General features: G+C 40.8%; 15 protein-coding genes and 1 pseudogene. 7 read left to right on the plus strand and 9 right to left on the minus strand.

Annotation, left to right across the window (positions count from 1 at the left end; translation table 11 throughout):
* Window positions 1–257: 257 nt before the first annotated feature.
* Together katG and CLV48_RS11790 are read left to right on the plus strand one after the other, a co-directional pair.
* Window positions 258–2,525 (plus strand): catalase/peroxidase HPI, encoded by a 2,268-nt coding sequence (gene katG, locus CLV48_RS11785; RefSeq protein ID WP_106567492.1) that lies wholly within the window; start codon window positions 258–260, stop codon window positions 2,523–2,525.
* A gap of 135 nt (window positions 2,526–2,660) precedes the next feature.
* Window positions 2,661–3,539 carry a DMT family transporter gene (locus tag CLV48_RS11790; RefSeq protein ID WP_106567662.1) on the plus strand — a complete coding sequence of 293 codons (879 nt, stop codon included), beginning with the start codon at window positions 2,661–2,663 and terminating at the stop codon, window positions 3,537–3,539.
* 31 nt (window positions 3,540–3,570) lie between these two features.
* Here CLV48_RS11790 and CLV48_RS11795 read toward each other — a convergent pair whose 3' ends face one another.
* Window positions 3,571–4,716, minus strand: a complete 1,146-nt coding sequence (locus tag CLV48_RS11795) for a geranylgeranyl reductase family protein (RefSeq protein ID WP_106567493.1) — start codon at window positions 4,714–4,716, stop codon at window positions 3,571–3,573.
* A gap of 278 nt (window positions 4,717–4,994) precedes the next feature.
* On the opposite strand from CLV48_RS11795, the gene CLV48_RS11800 reads away from it, so the two are divergent.
* On the plus strand, window positions 4,995–5,246 hold the full coding sequence (locus tag CLV48_RS11800) for a hypothetical protein (protein ID WP_106567494.1): 252 nt from the start codon (window positions 4,995–4,997) through the stop codon (window positions 5,244–5,246).
* Window positions 5,247–5,534: 288 nt separating this feature from the next.
* Here CLV48_RS11800 and CLV48_RS11805 read toward each other — a convergent pair whose 3' ends face one another.
* A complete protein-coding gene (locus CLV48_RS11805; protein WP_106567495.1) occupies window positions 5,535–7,997 on the minus strand; it encodes a TonB-dependent receptor in 2,463 nt (820 codons plus the stop codon).
* Window positions 7,998–8,106: 109 nt separating this feature from the next.
* Window positions 8,107–9,147, minus strand: a complete 1,041-nt coding sequence (locus CLV48_RS11810; protein ID WP_106567663.1) for a metallophosphoesterase family protein — start codon at window positions 9,145–9,147, stop codon at window positions 8,107–8,109.
* A gap of 66 nt (window positions 9,148–9,213) precedes the next feature.
* On the opposite strand from CLV48_RS11810, the gene CLV48_RS20835 reads away from it, so the two are divergent.
* From CLV48_RS20835 to CLV48_RS11825, 3 genes are all read left to right on the plus strand, one after another.
* Window positions 9,214–10,014 carry a LuxR C-terminal-related transcriptional regulator gene (locus tag CLV48_RS20835; protein WP_106567496.1) on the plus strand — a complete coding sequence of 267 codons (801 nt, stop codon included), beginning with the start codon at window positions 9,214–9,216 and terminating at the stop codon, window positions 10,012–10,014.
* A 50-nt stretch (window positions 10,015–10,064) separates the two neighbouring features.
* On the plus strand, window positions 10,065–10,466 hold the full coding sequence (locus CLV48_RS11820) for a 5-fold beta-flower protein (RefSeq protein ID WP_106567497.1): 402 nt from the start codon (window positions 10,065–10,067) through the stop codon (window positions 10,464–10,466).
* 196 nt (window positions 10,467–10,662) lie between these two features.
* On the plus strand, window positions 10,663–12,087 hold the full coding sequence (locus CLV48_RS11825; RefSeq protein WP_106567498.1) for a Gfo/Idh/MocA family oxidoreductase: 1,425 nt from the start codon (window positions 10,663–10,665) through the stop codon (window positions 12,085–12,087).
* An 89-nt stretch (window positions 12,088–12,176) separates the two neighbouring features.
* Here the strand turns inward: CLV48_RS11825 and CLV48_RS11830 are convergent, their stop codons facing one another.
* The 6 genes from CLV48_RS11830 to CLV48_RS11855 all read right to left on the minus strand — a co-directional run bounded on the left by CLV48_RS11830 (window position 12,177) and on the right by CLV48_RS11855 (window position 20,840).
* Window positions 12,177–13,505: a hypothetical protein gene (locus tag CLV48_RS11830; protein ID WP_211299935.1), complete on the minus strand. Its 1,329-nt coding sequence runs from the start codon at window positions 13,503–13,505 to the stop codon at window positions 12,177–12,179.
* Window positions 13,506–13,623: 118 nt separating this feature from the next.
* Entirely contained in the window at window positions 13,624–14,685 is a 1,062-nt protein-coding gene (locus CLV48_RS11835) for an alpha/beta fold hydrolase (protein ID WP_106567500.1), read from the minus strand.
* A 49-nt stretch (window positions 14,686–14,734) separates the two neighbouring features.
* A complete protein-coding gene (locus CLV48_RS11840; RefSeq protein ID WP_106567501.1) occupies window positions 14,735–15,868 on the minus strand; it encodes an acyltransferase family protein in 1,134 nt (377 codons plus the stop codon).
* A gap of 99 nt (window positions 15,869–15,967) precedes the next feature.
* A complete protein-coding gene (locus CLV48_RS11845; protein ID WP_106567502.1) occupies window positions 15,968–17,071 on the minus strand; it encodes a helix-turn-helix domain-containing protein in 1,104 nt (367 codons plus the stop codon).
* Between the two features lie 283 nt (window positions 17,072–17,354).
* A complete protein-coding gene (locus CLV48_RS11850) occupies window positions 17,355–20,234 on the minus strand; it encodes a type I restriction endonuclease subunit R (protein WP_106567503.1) in 2,880 nt (959 codons plus the stop codon).
* Window positions 20,235–20,390: 156 nt separating this feature from the next.
* Window positions 20,391–20,840, minus strand: coding sequence for a helix-turn-helix domain-containing protein (locus tag CLV48_RS11855; protein WP_106567504.1), 450 nt, complete (start codon window positions 20,838–20,840; stop codon window positions 20,391–20,393).
* 285 nt (window positions 20,841–21,125) lie between these two features.
* Between CLV48_RS11855 and tnpA the strand changes: the two are divergent.
* Window positions 21,126–21,575 (plus strand): annotated as a pseudogene (gene tnpA, locus CLV48_RS20910) (IS200/IS605 family transposase).
* The last annotated feature ends 285 nt before the right edge of the window (window positions 21,576–21,860 follow it).

Genomic DNA, 21,860 nt, shown 5'->3' on the forward strand with positions numbered 1-21,860 from the left:
GGTAAATATTACCTCCCTAAGCCACTGAAGTGTCTGCCTTAAGTCAGGCCCAAATTTAAAGCACTAATTTTCAGGTTTCTTGATTGCCAGTAGGGGCATTTTCTACCATTGGTTTCTGATGCCAATCTGGAAAAAAGCTTCCTGCTCCAATTGATTTTATCAAATAGGTATCGAAAAAATCGATTTCATTAGCCCGGATTGAGAAATTAAATTTGTCTTTCAATCTGATCATCCATTAAATACAAAATAAAATATATATGAGAAAATTTATGCTAATCAGCTTCCTGTCTTTTGCCTTGGTTTGGTGTGTAAATGCACAGGAAAGCTACAAAGAAGCTCATGTGGACGGTTGGTCCGGTGCTACTAAAAAGAGTAGTAGTGCAATGAAGGCTACAGGGAATATTGATTGGTGGCCCAACCAATTGAATCTGGGGATTTTACGTCAGAATTCCTCCCTTTCCAACCCGATGGGTGCAGATTTCAATTACATTGAAGCATTCAAAAGTTTGGATTATGAAGCACTTAAGGCTGACCTCCGTACCTTGATGTCCGATTCTCAAGACTGGTGGCCTGCTGACCATGGCTATTATGGAGGTCTGATGATCCGTATGGCTTGGCACAGTGCCGGTACCTATCGTACAGGTGATGGCCGAGGAGGTTCACGTGCGGGACAGCAGCGTTTTGCACCATTGAACAGCTGGCCTGACAATGCCAATTTGGACAAAGCAAGAAGATTATTATGGCCTATCAAGCAGAAATATGGTAACAAAATCTCCTGGGCTGACTTGATGATCCTTGCCGGTAATGTGGCTTTGGAAGCAGCTGGCTTTGAGACATATGGATTTGCTGGTGGTAGAGAGGACGTATGGGAACCTGAGATTGATGTTTATTGGGGTGCTGAAGGTGAGTGGCTAAGTGATGCCAAGCGTTATTCAGGAGATAGGGAATTGGAAAATCCTTTGGCTGCTGTTCAAATGGGTCTTATTTATGTCAACCCAGAAGGTCCAAATGGTAATCCTGATCCGCTTTTGGCAGCAAAAGATATCAGAGAAACTTTTGGTAGAATGGGTATGAATGACGAAGAAACTGTGGCCTTGATCGCCGGTGGTCATACTTTGGGTAAAACCCATGGAGCTGGCCCTGCCAGCCATGTAGGCCCAGAGCCAGAAGCCGCACCTATTGAAGAACAAGGTTTTGGATGGAAGAGCTCCTACAAATCAGGTAAAGGCGCCGATGCCATCACCTCAGGTCTTGAGGTAATATGGACTTTGACACCTAATGAGTGGAGCCAAGGATATTTCAAGAGTTTATTTGAGCATGAGTGGGAGCTTACCAAGAGCCCTGCAGGTGCCCATCAGTGGGTAGCCAAAGACCCTAAGGTATTGTATCCGGATGCTTTTGATCCAAATGTGAAGCATAAGCCAACAATGTTGACTACTGACCTATCCTTAAGAGTTGATCCAGTTTACGAGAAAATCTCCAGGAGATTTTACGAAAATCCAGAGGAGTTTAACAAGGCATTTGCTAAAGCTTGGTTCAAGTTGACGCATAGGGATATGGGGCCAAGATCTACCTATATTGGACCTGAAGCGCCTAAAGAAGATTTGATCTGGCAAGATCCTATTCCGGTTGTGAACCATGAATTGGTAAATGCTCAGGATATCGCTGCATTGAAAACTCAGCTTTTAAACTCTGGTTTGTCTCTTTCTGAAATGGTCTCTACCGCGTGGGCATCCGCTTCAACTTATAGAGGTTCTGATAGAAGAGGGGGTGCCAATGGTGCCAGAATCATGTTGGCTCCTCAGAGAAACTGGGAGGTTAACAATCCTGCACAATTGAACAAAGTATTGGCAGCATACGAGAAAATCCAGAAGGATTTCAATGCAAAGTCAAGGAATAAGAAAGTTTCCATGGCTGATCTGATTGTATTGGGAGGAACTGCTGCAGTAGAAAAAGCAGCTGCCAATGCAGGGTATAAAGTAAATGTTCCATTTACACCTGGCAGAATGGACGCCAGCCAAGAACAAACAGATGAGGTTTCCTTTGCATTGCTTGAGCCAATGGCTGATGGTTTCCGTAACTACTTGAAAAAGCAATATACGGTGTCTACTGAAGAACTATTGGTGGATAAAGCGCAGTTGCTGACCCTTACCGCTCCTGAAATGACCGTCTTGGTAGGTGGAATGAGGGCTTTGCATGCCAACTATGATGGTTCTAAGCATGGCATCTTTACTGATAAGAAAGACATGTTGACGAATGATTTCTTTGTAAACCTTTTGGATATGAGCACAGAGTGGAAAGCTGCTGATGAAACCAAAGAGAAGTTTGAAGGAAGAGATAGAAAGACAGGTGCATTGAAATATACTGCCACCCGCGCTGACTTGATCTTCGGCTCTCACTCCGAACTGAGAGCATTGTCTGAAGTTTATGCTCAGGAAGATAACAAAGAAAAATTTGTAAAGGATTTTGCTGCAGCTTGGGCCAAAGTAATGAACCTAGACAGATTTGATCTGATCTATAAATAACGGTCCGCTTTCAAATTCTAATCAAATTTAAGTGCCTCCGCATTCCTTTGACTATTGTTGGTAGTTTAAAGAAGCGAAGGCACTTTTCTTTTTTCTTTATAGAAAAGTCCTTTTGGTTCCTAAATTTGAATGGATATGGGAACGGGCACACTTTTAATATTGGCAATTTTGATTCGGATAATTTCCAATCCGATTTCTAATGTCGTCCAGAAAAAACTTACGGTATATCAGCATCCTTTTTTTGTAAATTTTATTTCCTATTCCTGCCTTGCTGTCATAAGTATTATTTTGGTTTGGGATTACCCAGTGATGGAATTATCCTCAGGATTTTGGGCTTATGCCATTTTTGGTGGGATATGTGGTGCTTTTGGAAATGGATTTTTGATTAAGGCTTTGGAAATGGGGCAGTTGTCTGTTTTAGGGCCTATCAATTCCTATAAATCCGTAGTGGGGATAATCATAGCTTATTTATTGATGGGTGAAATTCCAAGTATTTGGGGCTTCTCAGGAGTAACTCTAATTATAGCTGGAAGTTATTTTGTCTTGAATGACTCAAGGGGTAAATTTTCTTGGAACTTGCTACGTCAAGAGGCAATCATTTATCGTTTCATGGCTTTGATATTGACAGGAACACAGGCAGTTTTCGATAAACAAGTAATCCTCCATTCCAACCTTACTTTAGCTTTTGCCAGTTGGTGCATTTTTGGTGCACTTTTTTCATTCCCTGTTTTGGTACTATTTAAGGTGGATATTCAAAAGGAATTCCGGAAAATCAATCAGTACTCTATACTGAAATATTTTTGGCTTATTATCTCTATAGCAATAATGGTGGTATCCACTAATTATACCTTTAGTCATATGCAGGTTGGGCCCGCACTTGCTTTATTTCAGGGTTCAATTTTGGTGACTGTCTTTTTTGGTTACCGTTTTTTTCAGGAAGGGCATTTTGTCAAAAAGATCGTTGGATCACTTATCATGATAGGTGGTTCAGTTCTTATCATTTTGTTGAATTGAGCTTGCAGTCAGTTAAATTGCCCAAGCTGAATTACAATTTCACTATTTTTTCCAAGCCCAGTTTGCGAATTGCCTTTTGTTTGAGCTCTTCATTCAGGCTGATTTTTCCTGTAAACAGGTCGGTAAGTATCTCACAGAATTTTTGGCCTTCTTTTTTTATCATAAAATTCCTGATGGAAGCATAGGAATAGAAAAATCTTGAGAGTTTTCCATTGAACCTAAGCTCTGGTAATATCCTTTCTTCCAAAGCAGATAAATAATCACTTTCTGCGATCAGAGGATCTTCAAAATGTTGGGCAATCGCCTTCCCGGCCAATATTCCGGAATGAATCCCATTGGTGATGCCTTCAGCAGTCAATGGATCAGCAAAACCTGCTGCATCGCCAGTGAGAAATACATTGCGGCTGACGAATTTGTCAGATCTGAATCCTACGGGAATTTGAAAGCCATGTGCTTCCTCGGAAATTACCAGTCTAATGCCCAATTTTCTAACATATTGTTGGTAATAGTCCCTCAAGTTTACCCGATCCTTCTTAAAGGTAGCGATTCCAATGGACAGGTGGTTTGCTTTAGGAAAACACCAACCATATCCATGAGGAATGGCATCTATATCAAACCTTGCCTCATTTTTGAGTTTATCGAAATCCTCTGGACCGACTTCAACCTCATATTCCAAAGCTGGTATCAATGCTCTGGTCTCTTTCCATCCCGCCAATTTTGCAGTGGGCCCCAAAGCACCGTCAGCTGCCACCACATACTTTGTTTGGAGAGTTTGTTTATCAGTTTGAAGGATAATTTCTTCCTGAAATTCTATTTTTTGAAGCATATTTTTTTCAAGTAGCACAGCTCCATTTTTTATAGCTTCTTGACAGATCAACTGATCCAGTTTATCCCGCATTACCATACTGATGATGGGAAAGTTTCTCTTTGAAACATAAACCTGATCCAATTGAGAAAAATAGACATGAATGTCTGAAAATTCTTTTTCAATAGCCGTTTCCAGATTGAAAGGAAGCATTTCCCTTCCTCTGAAAACTAAACCTCCGCCACAGGTTTTGTACCTTGGCAGATTTTCCTTTTCCAGGATGGCCACTTTCAGACCGGCTTTTGCCATTTCGTAAGCGGCCATACCACCAGAGGGGCCAGATCCAATTACTATTGCATCGAATTTTAACATAGTCCTTTATTACACATAAGCGTTTACTTCAAAAAATATTATTTTAGAAAATCAAATTTGGTTTTATTTAAAAACCTGCCAAGTTGACTTAAGGTAAGCAATGAAAGAAATCTAAAGTACTTCATACAGCCTGGAAGGAATTCTTGTTAAAATTAAACAGGACTTGGAAATTATCAAGGATACTTCAAAGGCTTCACGAAAATAAAAATCAACAGTACTATTCTTTGATTTTGTACAGCAAGGGGACACATCTATCTTTGGGGAAAAAATGAAAAAAGATGTTCGAAGGTCCAAATTATCCAAAGCCACTTGATGAATCACTTTTTGATGAATGGCTAGAAAATGGCCGCTCTAGAAAAATACCCTATGCCTATTTGCTGGTCATATGGGATGAATTGGATGGGATGTACCTTCCTTTTTTTGCAGAAGACCGGAGTGAAATTCAATCCTATCCCCGTTATGGGAGTTCGCCTGAAAATCAACTCTTAGTGGCTGCCTATGATTTATATTCCGGAACGCGCGTTATTTGAATATTTCAAAGAGAATTTTTGCAGAAAGAACTCATAGTTATTCTTTATGCACTACAAAAATTTCAGGATAGATTATCATCTGCTTTGTTAGGAATTAAAATTAGAAATTATGAATATCCGCAATTAGACCAATAACCAGTTTAAAATGGGTCCTGAATCAACCTGATATTAATAGATATTGGATCCACCTCAGCGGACAAGATATTCATTGATATTGGCTCGAAATTGTAGGTTTATTTTATTGGGAAGATTCTACTGGTAAGAAAGCGGTCATTCATATTAGAAATTCTAGAATTCCTTTTCTCCAAATTCGCTTTTTACAAATTTTGAGCGGTTTTTGCTACTATTAAGGGTATACCTTAGGTTGATGATAAGCATGTCTACCTCATAAATGTAATTGGTAGTGGTAAAGAATTCCATGGGGCGGAAAGTAGTAATTCTTTGCTCATTGGATTTTAACAGACCCATATCCATGTTTTGCCAAAGCAAATTCAATGTTAACCGCTCATTTATCAATGATTTTCTGATGTTAAGTGATGGTTGGTAAAACCTGGAATCATTCCCCTGTGCTGTAACCCGGCTGGATAGATAATTGAAGGTAAATTGAGCACTTAATGTACTTAGAATGGATACAGTAGTGTTGAGATTGAAAGAATAAACCCAAGCTGACTGATTTACAGGTAGGTCATCGAATTCTCCCTTAATGGAGAAGCGGTAAACATTTCCTCCAAGATAGGCTTTCCATTTTGAACTGATAAAAAGCTCATTTCCCATTTCTAAACCCATAGAACTTCCTGTTCCCACATTAGAATAGATTCTATTGAGGATGGTATCGTTGAATACGGTATTTACACGGTTAACTAAATTATTTATCTGTGTGTAATACGCTGTGAGATAGAGGTTGTTATCCTTCCAGTTTTTCACCAAGCCTCCTTCGATCTGATTGATGAATTCAGGGAGAACATTTGGATCTCCTTGTTCCAAAGTTTCACTGTGTTCCCTTTCCGGAAAGGGGTTCATTTTAAAGGTGGTTTCCCTTTCCACCCTCTGGCTTAAATTCATAAACCATTTGAGGTCTTCTCTTGCTTGGTACGAAATGTTGCCCGAGAAAAAGGGGCGGATATAGTCGTATTCATAAAGGGTGTCTAGAGTCCCAGTTCGGTCCTGTAACCTGAAATCCCTGTTCATCAATTCCATTCTAACACCTGCCCCATAGCTCCATTTTTTGAGACTTTTGTCCAATTGTACAAATCCTGAATGAATAAGACGATTTAGTTTAACCTCACTCGAAAACTCAGGGACTAATTCAAAATTACCGGTTTCATTGTTTTTTCTTTCATACAAAAAATCTCCCACATGGTTGAGGAATCGGAATTGATAGCCGGCTTGTAATTGTCCAATGGGCAATGGCTTGAACTTATAATCCAAATTCCATCTCACCCCATTAAGGGGATTGTTATTGGTATTGTATTCATCCTGGTAAACCAAACCGAGGTTGGGATAACCTAGGTTCCTGTTGATGGTAGGTCCACCAAGAATGGTGTATTCATATAAGAAAGAAGAAGTGATCGAAGCTTGGGAATCAAACTTAAAACTGTAATCCAAACTTCCCAATATAAAATCTCCCCGCCTGCTTTGGTCATTGGCGTTAAAGTATTGAAAGGGTTCTGTACGGACCCCATTGATTTGCCGGTGGTTGTCAAAGTACAGAATATCAGCAGTTCTGACCCTGTCCCTTACACCTGCATAAAAGCCCAAGTTCAGACTGTTTTTTTTATCTGGATTATATCCTAGGGTAAATCTTCCGGAATTATTTATTTCATTGATACTTCTTTCACCTATAGATGGAAAATGTGTGGAGCTGTCACCTCTATAAGTAATGACATTCCCATCTCTAAGGCCTGCTTGGTCATTTCTTAGGTATCCTGCTCCTAAGGAGATATCCCATTTGCCTTTGACAAAATTGAGGTTAAAATCAGTACCATAACGCTTTGGGGAGGCTGCATTCCCGTAATTTTCAATTGAAGGCAGGCCATAACGTCCATTTACTTCAAGATAAAGGCCATCCGTGCTTCCTTTTACAGTGGTAATGTTGATGATTCCTGCCTTTCCTTCTGAGTCATACTGTGCAGAAGGTGATGAAATCCACTCAATTTTTTCGACCGCGTTGGCCGGAAGTTGGCCAATAATCATCATAGGATCCCCTTGGACTGGCCGGCCATTAATCATCACCACAAATCCTACATTTCCGCGTATTGTTAATTGACCTTCTCCATTGATACTTACACCAGGAAGATTTCGAAGAATATCAGTGGCTGAACCCCCTATGGCAGATTCAAAGCTTTCTGCAGAGAAGCTTTGTTTTTCCGCTCTGAAATTTGTAGATATCCGCTGCCCTTGAATATCAACTGTTTGTAGGTTTTGAAAGTCCGGATATAGAAAAATGGTTTCTAGCTTTCTTTTTTCATTTTCTTTAATAAAAATTCCAGCAACAATTTGGGTTTTGTAACCAAGAAAACTCACAGCAAGGTAATAGTTTCCTTCCCTTATATTGCCTACCTCAAACTTCCCTTCAGGATCAGTGATGTTTCCTCCTACCAATGAACTGTCATTACTTGAATATACACCAATGGATACGAATTCAATCGCCTCATTATTAGTATAATCTTTTATAATTCCTGAGATATTACTTTGTGCTTGGAGTAAATTTGTCCCAAGCACGGAAAGTAAGACAAGAAATAATTTTTTCATATCTTCCAAAGGTAAGCCTTTGGGTAATATTTGGACCGTTTAAAATATATGAACGGAATTTATTCCATAATTAAGGAATACAAATGTGGTTTTACTAGACATTCAATAATTAGGTGTGTTTCTCATATTCAACATACTTAAAGGTATGATTTCCATCTGCAAAAAGTTCAAATAGTCCATAACCCTTATTGGTGCCTTCATAGGGTTCATCATTCCACCAATTTCCCGAAACGGCTCCGCAGCAATGGTAGTGCACATTTTGGTAAATCAAAGATTCTACGAGATGTATATGTCCGCTTATGCAAGCTTTGACATTTTTGTGTTGGAAAAACAGATTGATCAGGGACTTGGCATCAATATGCATCCATGCTCCCGGTACAATCCAATTTCCTGTTTTTGCATTGTCTCCATCCAAAAAGGGTGTAGCCCCCAAAATTGGAATATGGGAGATGATCAAAACAGGTTTGTCGGCAGGAATATTTTGAAGAGACTTCTCCAACCATTCTCTTTGAACGGTGTCTAGTTTGGCAGTGTACCAAGTTCCATCTTCTTTTTGGTGGGTACTGTCCAATACGATAAAATGCCAGCCTTTTGATTCAAAAGAATAATAGGGTTTTTCCAATCCATGTTCTTTCATCGCCCATGCCTTGCCTGGAAATTTTTCTTCATGGGGTGTTCTGCCCCAGACATCGTGATTTCCTATGCAGTGGTAAAAGTTAAGATCAGGAAATTCCGCTTTTATTTTCCGCCAAATCGCCCATTGTGCTTCAGTTTCACCTTCACTTTTGTCCAAAGCATCCATGATCAGATCACCTCCATTGATAAAAAAATCCACCGGTTCTTCTTTGTTGAGAATATGACTGATGCATTTTTTTACGCCTTCTTCGGCCCCTAAACCAGGTTCAATATGCATGTCGGTCAAATAGGCAAACCGTAGAATTGGGACTTTATCTTTATTTTCTGAAGTACTGCTACTGGTACAAGCTAAAGCAAATGCACCAAGCCCAATAGGGCTAAGGCCTAAGGCATGAAGCAGTTTTCTTCGGGTTAATTTTACCAATGATTTACTTTTTTCTTCAGTTGAAGCCTTATGTGATGGCTGGGAATGATATAAATCTCCTTTATGCTTATTATTATTATTATAATTCATCAGAGAATTCATTTAGTTGAGTCAGGCTAATTTAAACAATTCAGGCCTATTTAGTACCGGCATAGTATGTCAAAATCAGTTTTCAAGAGTATTTTAAAATTATTTTCAGAGTACAGTTTTTATGCCCAAAAAGGGAAAGGGGATGCAAGTACTGTTTTAGCTAAAAAAAACCTGGATCTACAAAGTTTTCTTAAATCTTTTCATTCCTTTGATGTTTTTACCTATGCCCTAGTCGATGTGTCGGATTTAAAAATCATTAAGGTAGGTGATACTTTTAAGCAAATAACAGGGTATGAACCCGCTCTTTTTGAAGGAAAGGGGTTTCACACCATTTTAAAATTACATAAGATTCAGGATATTTTTAAGTCCATTAAAGGAGGAAATCAATACTTTAAGTATCTATATGCTCTCCCTAAGAAAAACAGACCATTTGTAAAGGCTAATAGGACTTTGGATCTTATCAAAGCTAATGGGACAAAAATCCATGTCTTAGTTCAAGGGATTCCTGTTTTGTTCAATGAAAAGATGGAAGTAATCCTATTTTTGCTAATATGTACGGATATTTCGGCTATCAAAACAGACCATAAGTTTACCCATTTTATTATTGATGCAAGTGATGAAAATGAGATTAAAAAAATATATATCGATCATTCTGAATTAGAAAATAATAATGAGAAGGTACCGTCCTCTGCTGAAATCAAAATCTTGGTAAATTTATCCCACGGATTATCCAGTAAAATGATAGCAGATAAGCTGTTTATCAGTGAGCATACTGTCAAAACACATAGAAAGAATATGCTCAAAAAATTCCAATGTGCAAGCTCTTCAGAGCTTATTAGAAAAGCAATTACAAAGGGATGGATTTGAGAAAATTCACTTCCCATAGTCTTGAAATGGTTGAATAACTCCCAAGTCTTATGGAAAAAAGAATATTATTTTTCATCATTTTGTCATTAATATGTTCTGCCACTCAAGCCCAAAGGTTGATGGACAGCAGTAGGAAAACAGTAGGTTATATTGAAAACAATAGGGTTTTAAATGCCTCTAGGGGCACTATTGGATTTTTTGAGAACAATAGAGTTCTTGATGCCTCAAGAAGAACTATCGGTTATTTTGAGAATGGAAGGGTACTTGACGCTTCGAGAAGAACGATTGGTCATATTGAAAATGACAGGGTACTTGACGCATCACGCAGGACAATTGGGTTTGTGGAGTCTGATAGGGTTTTGGATACTTCTCGCAGGACAATTGGTTTTTTCAATGGAGTTAGGAAGGAAGAGGTGGCATTGCACTTTTTTTTCTTTTTCTTAGAAATGTAGTGAACATTGTTTCTTTATGTAGTAAGCTACGCAAACCTTTCCGTTGATTTTTTTACCTTATTTGCGATTTTTAATTCTGACAAACTAGATTGAGAACCAAATCGCAAACCAATAAACCCTTAATGAAAAGTATTTAGCTGGATTTGCGTTTTTATAGCGCCAAATCATAGTTCAGTAGTACCAAAATAACCATAATATGTCCACTAACCGTAGAGATTTTATCAAAACCGGAGCCACCGCTGCTTTAGGGCTTTCGGGTTTAACTTTGATTTCCCCTTCCGTCCTTGGGAAATCCATGGGTTACATAGCGCCCTCTGACAAAGTCAATCTAGCCTGCGTAGGCATTGGCAACAGGGGAAATGAAATCATCAAAGCCTTAAATGATACAGGCCTTTGCAATATTGTCGCACTTTGTGATGTGGATATGGGAGCCAGCCAAACGCTGGAAATCATGAACATGTTTCCAAAAGCCAGAAGGTATCAGGATTTCAGAAAGATGTTTGATGAAATAGGGGGGCAATTTGATGCAGTGAGTGTTGCCACTCCGGACTTTTCCCATTTTCCTGTGACCATGATGGCCCTGGCGGAAGGAAAGCATGTCTATGTAGAGAAGCCCATGGCGCGTACCTTTCAGGAAGTGGAGCTGATGATGGCTGCAGCCAAGAAAAATCCAAAGCTTGTAACCCAAATGGGTAACCAAGGGCATTCGGAAGCCAATTATTTTCAGTTTAAAGCCTGGAAAGAGGCAGGAATTATCAAGGATGTCACTGCCATCACAGCACATATGAATATGAGAAGGCGTTGGCATGGATGGGATCCAACTATAAGCAAGTTTCCTGCATCTGAACCTGTACCTTCTACCCTGAATTGGGATGTTTGGTTAAGTCAGGCACAACCCCGTGGCTATCACAAAGATTTTCACAATGGACAGTGGCGCTGCTGGTACGACTATGGCATGGGCGCTTTAGGTGACTGGGGGGCACATATCATAGATACAGCCCACGAGTTTTTGGACCTGGGTTTACCTTACGAGATCAATCCAGTTAAATTGAGTGGGCATAATCCTTTCTTTTTTCCTATGTCCACTACATTGGAGTTTAAATTTCCTGCCAGAGGCGCAATGCCGCCCGTGACCATTACCTGGTATGATGGAATGGATAATATACCAGCTGTACCAGAGGGTTATGGTGTGTCTGAATTGGATCCCAACATTCCACCACCAAGTACCGGTCAATTACAGCCTGCCAGACTCAATCCCGGGAAGATAATTTACAGCAAAGAACTTACATTCAAAGGTGGATCACATGGCAGTACACTTTCCATTATCCCTGAGGGAAAAGCAAAGGAATGGGAATCAAAGCTTCCCGAGGTTCCTCAAAGCCCTTCTAATCACTTTGCCAATTTTTTCAAAGCCTGTAAAGGTGAGGAGAAGGCAAGGTCTCCATTTGAAATAGCCGGACCGCTGAGCCAGGTGTTCTGCTTGGGCGTGATGGCCCAACAAATGGGTGTTAAACTGGAATTTGACCGAGAAACGAGACAGATTGTTAACAACCCACTGGCAAATCAGGTACTGGCAGGTATGCCGCCACGGAAAGGTTGGGAGGAATTCTACAGGGTTTAGTTAATGATTTAGAAAAGAAGTGCCATTGGAATCCTCCGGTGGCACTTTTTTATATTTCCACCTTAGCGTCAATTAAAAATCGATATCAATTACTTTTCAAACTCCACAATATACTCGGATAGGTATTTCCCCAAGTCCGCATATTTGAAGAAAAGTCTTGCTCTTTTTCCAAGTTTTAAACTGGTGTTTTTCTCCAATATGTCTTCGGGTGTATTCATTGGCTGAAGTGAGGGATACCAAAGTATATGTCCCGGTTTTTGAACCAAAAGCTGTGGGCTGGTCCAGGCTTGGGAATTATTGCCTTCTCCTAATTCCCGATGGGGATTAAAAGAGATGTAAAGTTTGTCTCCTATCCAGTTTTGGCCTTCCACAAGTCCCATGAGCATCACCCAGCATTCCAAATAGGTATTCCAGCTTACCGAAGGTCCCCAATGAAAGCCTCCTTGGGCAGAAGATGCTGGACCTCCGCCTTTTTCAAGAGGAACCTGAAGCGAAGCAATTGGAGATCCGATACCATCCCAAGTGGCATTGAAGCCCTTGCCATCCCATCTCTTGGCCTTACCTTGTGGATCGTCGAGATCTTCTAATCTGATTCTGGCCACACTGATACATTGGCCTGACCAATCTTTCTCAAATGAGTAAGTGTTGGGATCATAATCGCCCGGGTAACTGTACTCCCCATAAAATAAGTAGAGGTATTCTCCAACGGCCACTGCACTAGGATCCCCTACACCTCCGGCAAAGGTTTTGGAAGTGTTATGCGGCTTTAGGACCATTCGGGCCTGTTTGTCCTCTAGGAAAAGCCCTTTATTTTCCCAGTTTAGCCCACCGTCAGTAGACTTCATCACGCCGATCCTTGGTACAGCAGCCGGTGTAATTCTTTCTGTAAGGCCCAGTGGCCAATTTTCATCTTTATAGCCTTCACCGGTTTCAGGGTTGTAAGGAAGTGTTTCAGGATAATTTTCATTGTGATAAATGGCATAAAGCGTTCGGCCAGAGGGATCTTTATGGTCCTGATATAAGGTTTCAAACCAAACTGCTCCGTGAAGTCCTTTCTGGCCAAGGGGAGCGTTTTTTGGCAGATTGGGGGCGATGTAGCGTTCAGCAGGAGTGCTAAAGACCTCATCTGCATTCGTTCCTGAAGCAAATTTCAAATCTTCTGCAAATCCCCAAACTGGATCTTCCCCATATTTTCCAGGAAAAATCCGGAGAGTATCCCCCACCCAAGCTTCGGCCATGTTACAATCCACAAAGTTGTTGAAGTGAAATGTGTCGGTGGGGATTAATCGGTAATTTGGGGTTTTAAATTCTATTGCCACGGCTTGTTCATGGGCGTTTTTTGATTGACAGGCCCAATGAAAGCAGAGAGTGGACAAAATCAAATATGGAATATAGCGGGAATTTTTAAACGGATCCATTTTAGCAGCGAATTGAACAAGAACTACAGAGGATATTTTTCTTATAGAAAGATAAATGAAAAATCTTTCTATACATCCTTGCATTGTTAAATTTCAAGTCCTTATTGATAGCATTTTTTTATTTGATTTCATTATAAATTCGCCTAATCTCATGGTTAAACTTTCTAGGTTCTTCAAATACCGGACTATGTCCGGATTTTTCAAATAAAATAAATTCCTTGTGGGGTGCACTCAAATGGTCAACGTATTCTTTTACCAACTCCCATGGTGTGTTATAATCATATGCTCCTGAAATGAAATATACAGGAACTTCAACTTTCTGGATTTCTTTAAAAAAGTCAATATCGTTAAACTGTTCATCAAAAATGATATTGCCAGCGGAAAAAGCTGACCCTTTTCCATACCTGATCAAATCAGCAAACGAATATTCCCTGGAAAACCAAATAGAAAAAATCCAATCTATGTAGGTCGTTTTTTGATAGCGTTCCCCTCCAAATTTTAATAACCAGTGTTTTTGCCTAACACCACCCCAAAAACCTGTCGCATACATGTCTTTATAATGCCCGCTCTGAGGAGGTCCCATTTCTTCTAATTCTTTCAGGGCCTTTTTATGTCCTCTTTCTTCTGCTTTTTGCAAGGTGTAATGATAAGATAAAAGCTCCCCTCTGTAAGCATGCAGTTCCTGTCCAATGCCAACGAAGGCGGAATAATTTTCAGGATTTCTCTGCACGGCGTACATGCCAAGTCTGGAACCCCAAGAGTGTCCAACCAGAAAGACTTTTTCCTTTTCAAATCGGTTTTTTAAATAGTCTACAAGCCACTCTACATCCTTAATGTAATTTTCTACGGTTATTTCTTCTTTGGTAATATGTTTTGAGAAAGATTTGCCCGCAGCCCTTTGGTCCCAATAAACCACAGTGAAATCATCTTCCAGTTCATGGTTGAATTTCCGTAACAATGCCGTAGCGGATGCTCCAGGGCCACCGTGCAGAAAAAGTAGTATCGGATTGTTGATATCTTTCCCCCTGATCAACACATATTGCTTGCGATCATTTATTTCTAAATAGTTGATTTCTGAAATACCGGAAGAAGTTTTTATTTTTTTAGTAGAGGTACAAGCAGAAAATACCATTCCAAAAAATAAAGCTTGTATGTAGATTTTCAATACTGTCTGTTTCATAAAGTTCTAGCAAATTTTGTTTGTTTTTTTGATTTGATTTAATGCCTGCCTAGCTTACTTTTTGCCTCAAAAATTGTGTGGGAGAAGCCTCTTTCAACCTTAGAAAGGGACTTTCTAAGAAGCGGAAGGATAATCGGCAGAAGATCAGGCTAAGCAGAAAAGTGGAAATGGTTTTACCATAAAATACCCACCAAGCTGACTCATGGATTCCACCCATCATTGCAAAACCCTCAGTAAACACCATAGCAGGGATATGCAGGCAATAGAGCCCATAGGTGAACTTGCCCCAAAAGCTTATTTTTTCAAAATTTCCAATTTTAAAAAGTGATGTCCTGGCGAATGTTTGATCGAAAATAATGAAGGCAAAATATATGGAGAATATCAAACGCTCAAGTATCACCATTACCGGACCTACGAACAATTCTTTTCTAAAAAGGATCAAAGTAAGGCCTAACAGATAAATAAGTACGCTGTATTTTTTGGGAAGTGAATTGCTTTCTTCCTGTTTAAGACTTTTTGTAAAACTCCACCAGGCTAGCCAAGCACCAATTACCAAATCAGACATCACACTGAATGTATGATAAAAAATCAATGTGTGGTCCTGGTAGTTTATCCCTCTAAATACCAGGGATATGATGATCAACACAATGAATAAGAGCAATCTTGACCTTTTAAAAATAAGTAATAAGATAGGCCAAAAAAGGTAAAACTGTTCTTCAATGGCCAGGGACCAAAGAACTGACAAGCTGCCTGAAAGAGGATCGCCGTTAATGATGCTATTGAAGTTACCAAGGAAAAAAAGATAGTACCAAATATTTGCATGCTCTTCTATTCCCGCATTCACCAAATCCAGAAGCAGTTGAAAAATGAAATAACCAAATACCAATGTTGCATAATACAATGGCCAAATCCTAAGGGTTCGTCTCCAGTAAAAGCTTTTGATTGAAAAGACACCTTTTACCTTTTCTTCCACTAAAAGAAGATAGGTGATCAAAAAACCTGAAAGGGTGAAAAAGAAATTCACCCCTAAATCTCCATTTTCCCATAATTTGTGGAAGACCAAATAAATAGTATTGTTTTCTCCGATTTCTGGAACTGCGAAGTAACAGTGATACATGAAGACATAAAAAAACGCAAGGAACCTTAGCCCATCGAGGTTCCGGAAATACAATTTTTGATTCATTATTTATGCTTTTTTAGGGCACAAATATTGAGGGCAGACTTTTCTTTTGCGTTGCAATAGGTAGGATGAAACGGATTTGATCTGAAAAAATTTATTTATTTACGTTTTTTGCTCCTTGAGATATTCCGAAGGCGTTTGTCCCGTGTACTTTTTAAAAAACCGATTAAATGTTGCTTTAGAGTTAAAGCCAGCCTCAAGTGCAATCCCCAGAAGCGTTGTGTTTTTGTGATCTCCATTGGCTAACCTAATTTTTACCGCTTCAATTCTGTATGAATTGATGTACTCATAAAAATTCTTTTTGTAAAACTGATTGATGACTTGGGAAAGTTGATTGTTACTAAGGTTAAGTTCAGTTGCCAATTTGGATAGGTTCAATTCCGGATCTATATATGGTTTTTTTTCAGCCATTAATTCCTCCAAATGTTTTGCATACTGTTTGACCAAGGCTTCATCCAGTGATGAATGATGATATTTTTCCATCATAACTTCTTGTTCACTTCCGGCTTGTTTAGCAAATGTGGAAAGGGATCCCCCCAGAAAAACTGGAGCCTGTCTAAAACCATAATACCCCATATAAATTACCAAGACACTTACTGCGATATTGATGAATAGGTCTTCATTGGTCAGATCCAGTGTAAAAAGGTCTGTGATCACTGCGAGCTGACTAAAAAATCCGATAAACCACAAAAAGAGTACAGATTTTAAAGCCATTTTTAACCACGCCAAATGTTGACTTTCGATGTTAGAAAAATTATCCTCTGCAAATCTCAGGGTTTTGTTGATCATATGAATTGACCAAAGGCAATAAATCAATATACTCCCTAGTTTTGCCCAAGCAAGAATAGTACGGGTAAAATCAGAAAAAGGAGCCAGCGTATTTTGAAGCGCATAGGGAGCAATGATGGCCAGGTTTATAACGAATGGCAAAAAGTGAACGACTTCTTTCCATGAAATTCTTTTTTCGAATAAACTCCTTGTATAAAGCCATAAAACCGGACCATTGAGAAAAACGGCCGCGCTGCTGAGTTCTAATGAGAATGAAAAGCGATTATTGGCAGATAGGTAAAAAACAAAGATGTGGAACAGGATGATCGAAAACCACGAAATTAAAAGCCAATCATAAACCGCTTTATCTCTTTTGCTCATCAAAAGGATAATGAAAAAAGTGGTAATGGAGCCACTGAAAAAGAATAGGTTTTCCATGTATCAAGAGTAATCTATCTATAGAATTTTTAAGGCTAAATTAGTCAAGAACTCTGATTATTTTGACATCTCCAAATTTAGGTTGTTAAAAATACCTTTGAGAGACACAAGGTTTTTGCTCTCCTTTTCCACGATAGTTGCAATCGGAGCAGGGTGTTTTTGGTTTTAAAAGAGGTAATGAAGGAGTTGATTAATTAATACTTTCACTCAGCGAGATTGTAAGAAGTAATCGCACCAAATATTATCTTCATGGATTGGGTCTTGTCCCACAAACCTCCACCCCTTAAGCCGCCTCCGAAATCCCGTTGATAAACGTCTCCACGAAACCCAAGATTTTGTCCTTGATGCGCTCGGCAATGCTCTTGCGCTCTTTGAGTGCAGGCTTTTGTTTGAGCAGTCCAATGATATCGTCACGCAGGGGTTCTTTCTCGGTGTAGATAAAGTCACCGATGACTTTTTCCAGCCCGTCGGAGTCCAGTCCTTCACTCTCGCAGAGGCTTTTGAGCGCGTCCATGCGCTCTTTGGTCCAGAAGATGGCAAACTCCTCGGGGATGTTTTCAGTGTCCTGAATTTGTGGTAATTGCTCTCGGATAAACTTCTCGATCAGTTCCCGCTTGCTTCGGAGTTGGGCTTCTCCCACCATCAGGTCGATGATGGCTTTCTTCTGTTTCTCCTGGTCTTCTGGTTTGGCGTCTTTCAGGTTGGCCAGCAGTTTGAGAATGTAGGTCACATTGATCTCGTCCCGGTGGATCAGTTCCAGCTCAAAATCGATGTCGTTGAGGATGGAAACTTTCTCTTTTTGCTGGGAGCCTTTGCTACGCTCGTACAGGTCCAGGTACTTGCTTTTGTAGTCTTCGAAGGACTGCTCGGGCATGGAGAGATCTTCAAACGTAAACTCCGTGAAGGTTCCCAGAACGTTCTTCAAGCGCATAAGCTCACGGAAGGCTTTGATGAATTCCAGCTGGGCTTCTTCGTCGGGCAGATCGTTTACAGCGTTGACGGAGGGCGTTACAGTAAGCAGCTCAATGTAGGCTTCGTTGAATTTCTGCACGTACTCCTCATAAGGAGCCATGATGATTTCGTCCTTGGCGTTCAGGTTGGAAAAGAGGGCAATGGCTTGGTCTGTTGCGGATTTCAGGTTGCGGAAGGCTACGATATTCCCCTGTGATTTGAGTTCGTCTAGGATGCGGTTGGTACGGGAGTAGGCCTGTATCAGTCCGTGGTATTTCAGGTTTTTGTCCACGTACAGGGTGTTCAGGTTCTTGCTGTCAAAACCTGTCAGGAACATGTTCACTACCAAAAGGATGTCCACCTGCTTGTTCTTTACCTTTTTGGCAATGTCGTTGTAGTAGTTGTAAAAGCTCTGACTGTCCTTGGTGGAAAAGTTGGTACCAAATTCACGGTTGTAGTCTTTGATGAAGTCGTCGAGGAATTCTCTCGGGTGTTTCTGACTGTTGTTGCCATAAGGAGCAAGGTATTTTTCCTCCGCAGCCATGGGCAGGTCATCATCGCCAACTGCTCCCAGTTCGTCAATATCATCATCTATCAGATCCACATTGGCACCATAGGAGAAGATGGTCGCGACACGGAGTTGGTGCTCTCCTGCTTGCTTCTTGGATTGGAACAGCTTGTAGTACTCGATGAGTACAGGCACGCTGGACACACAGAAAATGGCTGTGAATGTCCTGTTGTGGGTCTTTCTGCCGTGATGGTTGATGATGTAGTCCACCACATTGTTCAGCCGTATTGGGGCATTCATGACTTCTTCTTCATCTATCGCCTCCACGTTGATGTCGAAGATATGGTCTTTCTTTTTGAAGGTGCTGATGTACTCCACGGAAAACTTGAGTACGTTTTCATCCCGGATGGCATCGGTGATCACATACTTGTGGAGGCAGTCCCCAAAGAGCATGGTGGTGGTACGTTTGCCGAATTCGTTGGAACCTGCATTTTCCTCAAAGATGGGCGTTCCTGTGAAGCCGAACATCTGGCACTTTTGGAAAAAGTCTTTGATATCCGCATGGGTTTTCCCAAACTGGCTGCGGTGGCATTCGTCAAAGATGAACACGATGCGCTTGTCCTGCAACTGCTCCATCTTGGACTTGTAGGCGTTTTTGTTGACCGCATTGGCCAGCTTCTGTATGGTGGTGACAATGAGTTTGTCGTTTCCGGTCAGCTGCTCCACCAGTTTCTTGGTGTTGCTGGTGGCATCAATACTGCCTTTGCTGAAGCTGTTGAATTCCTGTGAAGTCTGGGTATCCAGGTCTTTTCTGTCCACCACAAATACCACTTTGTACACCTGTGGCAGGTTGGTCAGAATCTGGGCGGTTTTGAAGGAGGTGAGTGTCTTTCCAGAACCTGTAGTGTGCCAGATGTAGCCGTATTTAGGGGAGGTTTTTACCCGCTCCACGATGGCTTCGGTGGCATAGTACTGGTAAGGCCGCAACACCATCAGGGATTTAGCGGTCTCATTTAGTACAATGTATTTGGTGATCATCTTGGAGAGGTGGCATTTCTCCAGGAAGATGTCCGTAAATTCCGATAATTGGGTAATCAGTTTGTTTTTGGTGTCGGTCCAGTAAAAGGTCTGCTTGAAGGAACGCTGGTTGAAAGAGCTATTGGCGTAGTACTTGGTGTTGACGCCGTTGCTGATCACAAAGATCTGAATGTATTGGAACAGGCCCTGACCAGCTTCGTAGGAGTGGAGGCCGTAACGCTTCGTCTGCTTGAAGGCTTCTTTAAGTTCCAGACCACGGCGTTTGAGTTCGATCTGCACCAAGGGCAGCCCATTGATCAGGATGGTGACGTCGTAGCGGTTTTTGTACTTGCCTTCCATAGTCACCTGCTGGGCGACCTGAAACTCGTTTTGACACCAATGGATTTGGTTGATCAGTTCGATGGTTCGGGCTTCTCCGCTTTCATCGGTATAGTCCACACGGTCACGGAGGATTTTGGCCCGTTCGAAGACCGACCCCTTATTGAGTGCATTCAGAATCTGGGCAAACTCCTTCTCGCTCAGCTGGGTTTTGTTGTGTTTTTCCAGCTGGGATTTCAGGTTTTTGAGCAGGGCAGCTTCATCCGGTATCAGCACCTTCTGATAGCCCAGCTGCTGCAATTGCTGCATCAGATTGTTTTCTAAAGCCTGTTCGGGTTGTGTGGTCATGTATGAAAAATGCCTCTGTGATCAAAACAAAACTGTTGTACAAGCAAGATGTGGAAATATCAACGTAAAACCAAGTGCAAAAGGTAGTCGAGGGCTTAACTTTTCCAAAGTTTAGAACTTTGGAAAAGTTATTCTAGCCTCCAAGTCAAAAAATGTTTAGTACCCCATATTCATTTCCTGGGCCTCATTTGTGATTTCTTCCAAAGTTTTGCGTCTGGTTTCTTTCAAGGCTGTTTCGTATTTTTTGATGTCTTCCAGCTTAACCCTTCGGTGTGCACCAACTTTTTTGAATGGTATTTTCCCACTTTCCAGTAATTTCACCAAATGGGGGCGTGATACGTTCAGTAAATCCGCTGCCTCCTGTGTACTGAGTTCTTCAGCAAATGATGTGATGGCTACTGATTTTCCATCTGCCATTTCTTCCAGTACCTTTTCCAAAAGCCTAATTGCATGATGTGGAAGCTTGATGTTTGTCCCTTCTATGTGGAAAGTCAGCTCCTCTTTGTTTGTCGCTTTGTCTGTGATACCTTTCAGCAATTCGACCGACTGTTTGGCAGCCAATCTGTCTTTTGCTGTGGGTTTTTTGGAAGTTGTGGAAGTTGCCATGATGGAATAATCGTGTGTTTTTGTAAAGATATTAAACGAAACAAACGAAACAAATGTTTGTGCGCAAAAGTCGAGGTTTATACCCCAAAAACTCCGGCAGGAGTTTACTACCGTTGGTTATTAGCCCCGAGTGATAACTCGGGGATTTGGGATGGCATGTCAATTGTTTATTCCAACTCCGGAGGAGTTGAACAATACAGCATCTGATTTTATCCGATTATAACCGTTTAATTGTCGAATTGAATGGATATGATTTTTTAGATTTAACCATCAAAGCTACTATTTATGGCAAGCACATACACTTCTATCCACTATCATGTCATCTGGACGACCTACTTGAGAAAACCTATTTTGCGAAAAGAAGGCAGAAAAGAGCTTTTTAATTATCTGTATGGGATATTGAAGAATAAAAACTGTCACGTCCATCGGATTAACGGAGTAGAAGACCATTTGCACTTGGCTATTTCACTCCATCCTGCTATATCCTTGGCGAATTTGGTGAAAGATATGAAGCTGGCTTCTAATCAAATGATTAAGGGCCAAAATCTCTTTGATGGTTTTGAAGGATGGCAGTAAGGGTATGGAGCGTTTACAATTGGGTATTCAGCTCTTGGTGATATCGTTAATTATATCATAAATCAGGAAGCGCACCATAAGAAGGTTAGTTTTTTAGAAGAGTATGTGATGATTTTGAACGAATACGGAGTCAAATATGATCCTAGGTACCTCCTTTAATTCAACCCCTACCGGGGTTGGGGGATTGGGGGTACGGATTCGTTTTTTTACCCCGAGTAGCGACTCGGGGTTAATACCCTTGCTGGATTGAACCCCTGTCGGGGTTTGGGGGAATGGCGGGTAGGAATATGGTGGATACGTGGTAGCTTGTTTCCTCTGATTTCGGGTTTTGGGGTTAATGCCCTGATGGGTTTAAGCCTCTAGCGGGATTTTTGGTATTCCCGATTTGGATTTTGATTATGTTTTTTAGAGGCATGTTAAAAACTCCGATAGGAGTTTACTACC

The sequence above is a fragment of the Cecembia rubra genome (assembly GCF_003014575.1).
Lineage (GTDB): Bacteria > Bacteroidota > Bacteroidia > Cytophagales > Cyclobacteriaceae > Cecembia_A > Cecembia_A rubra.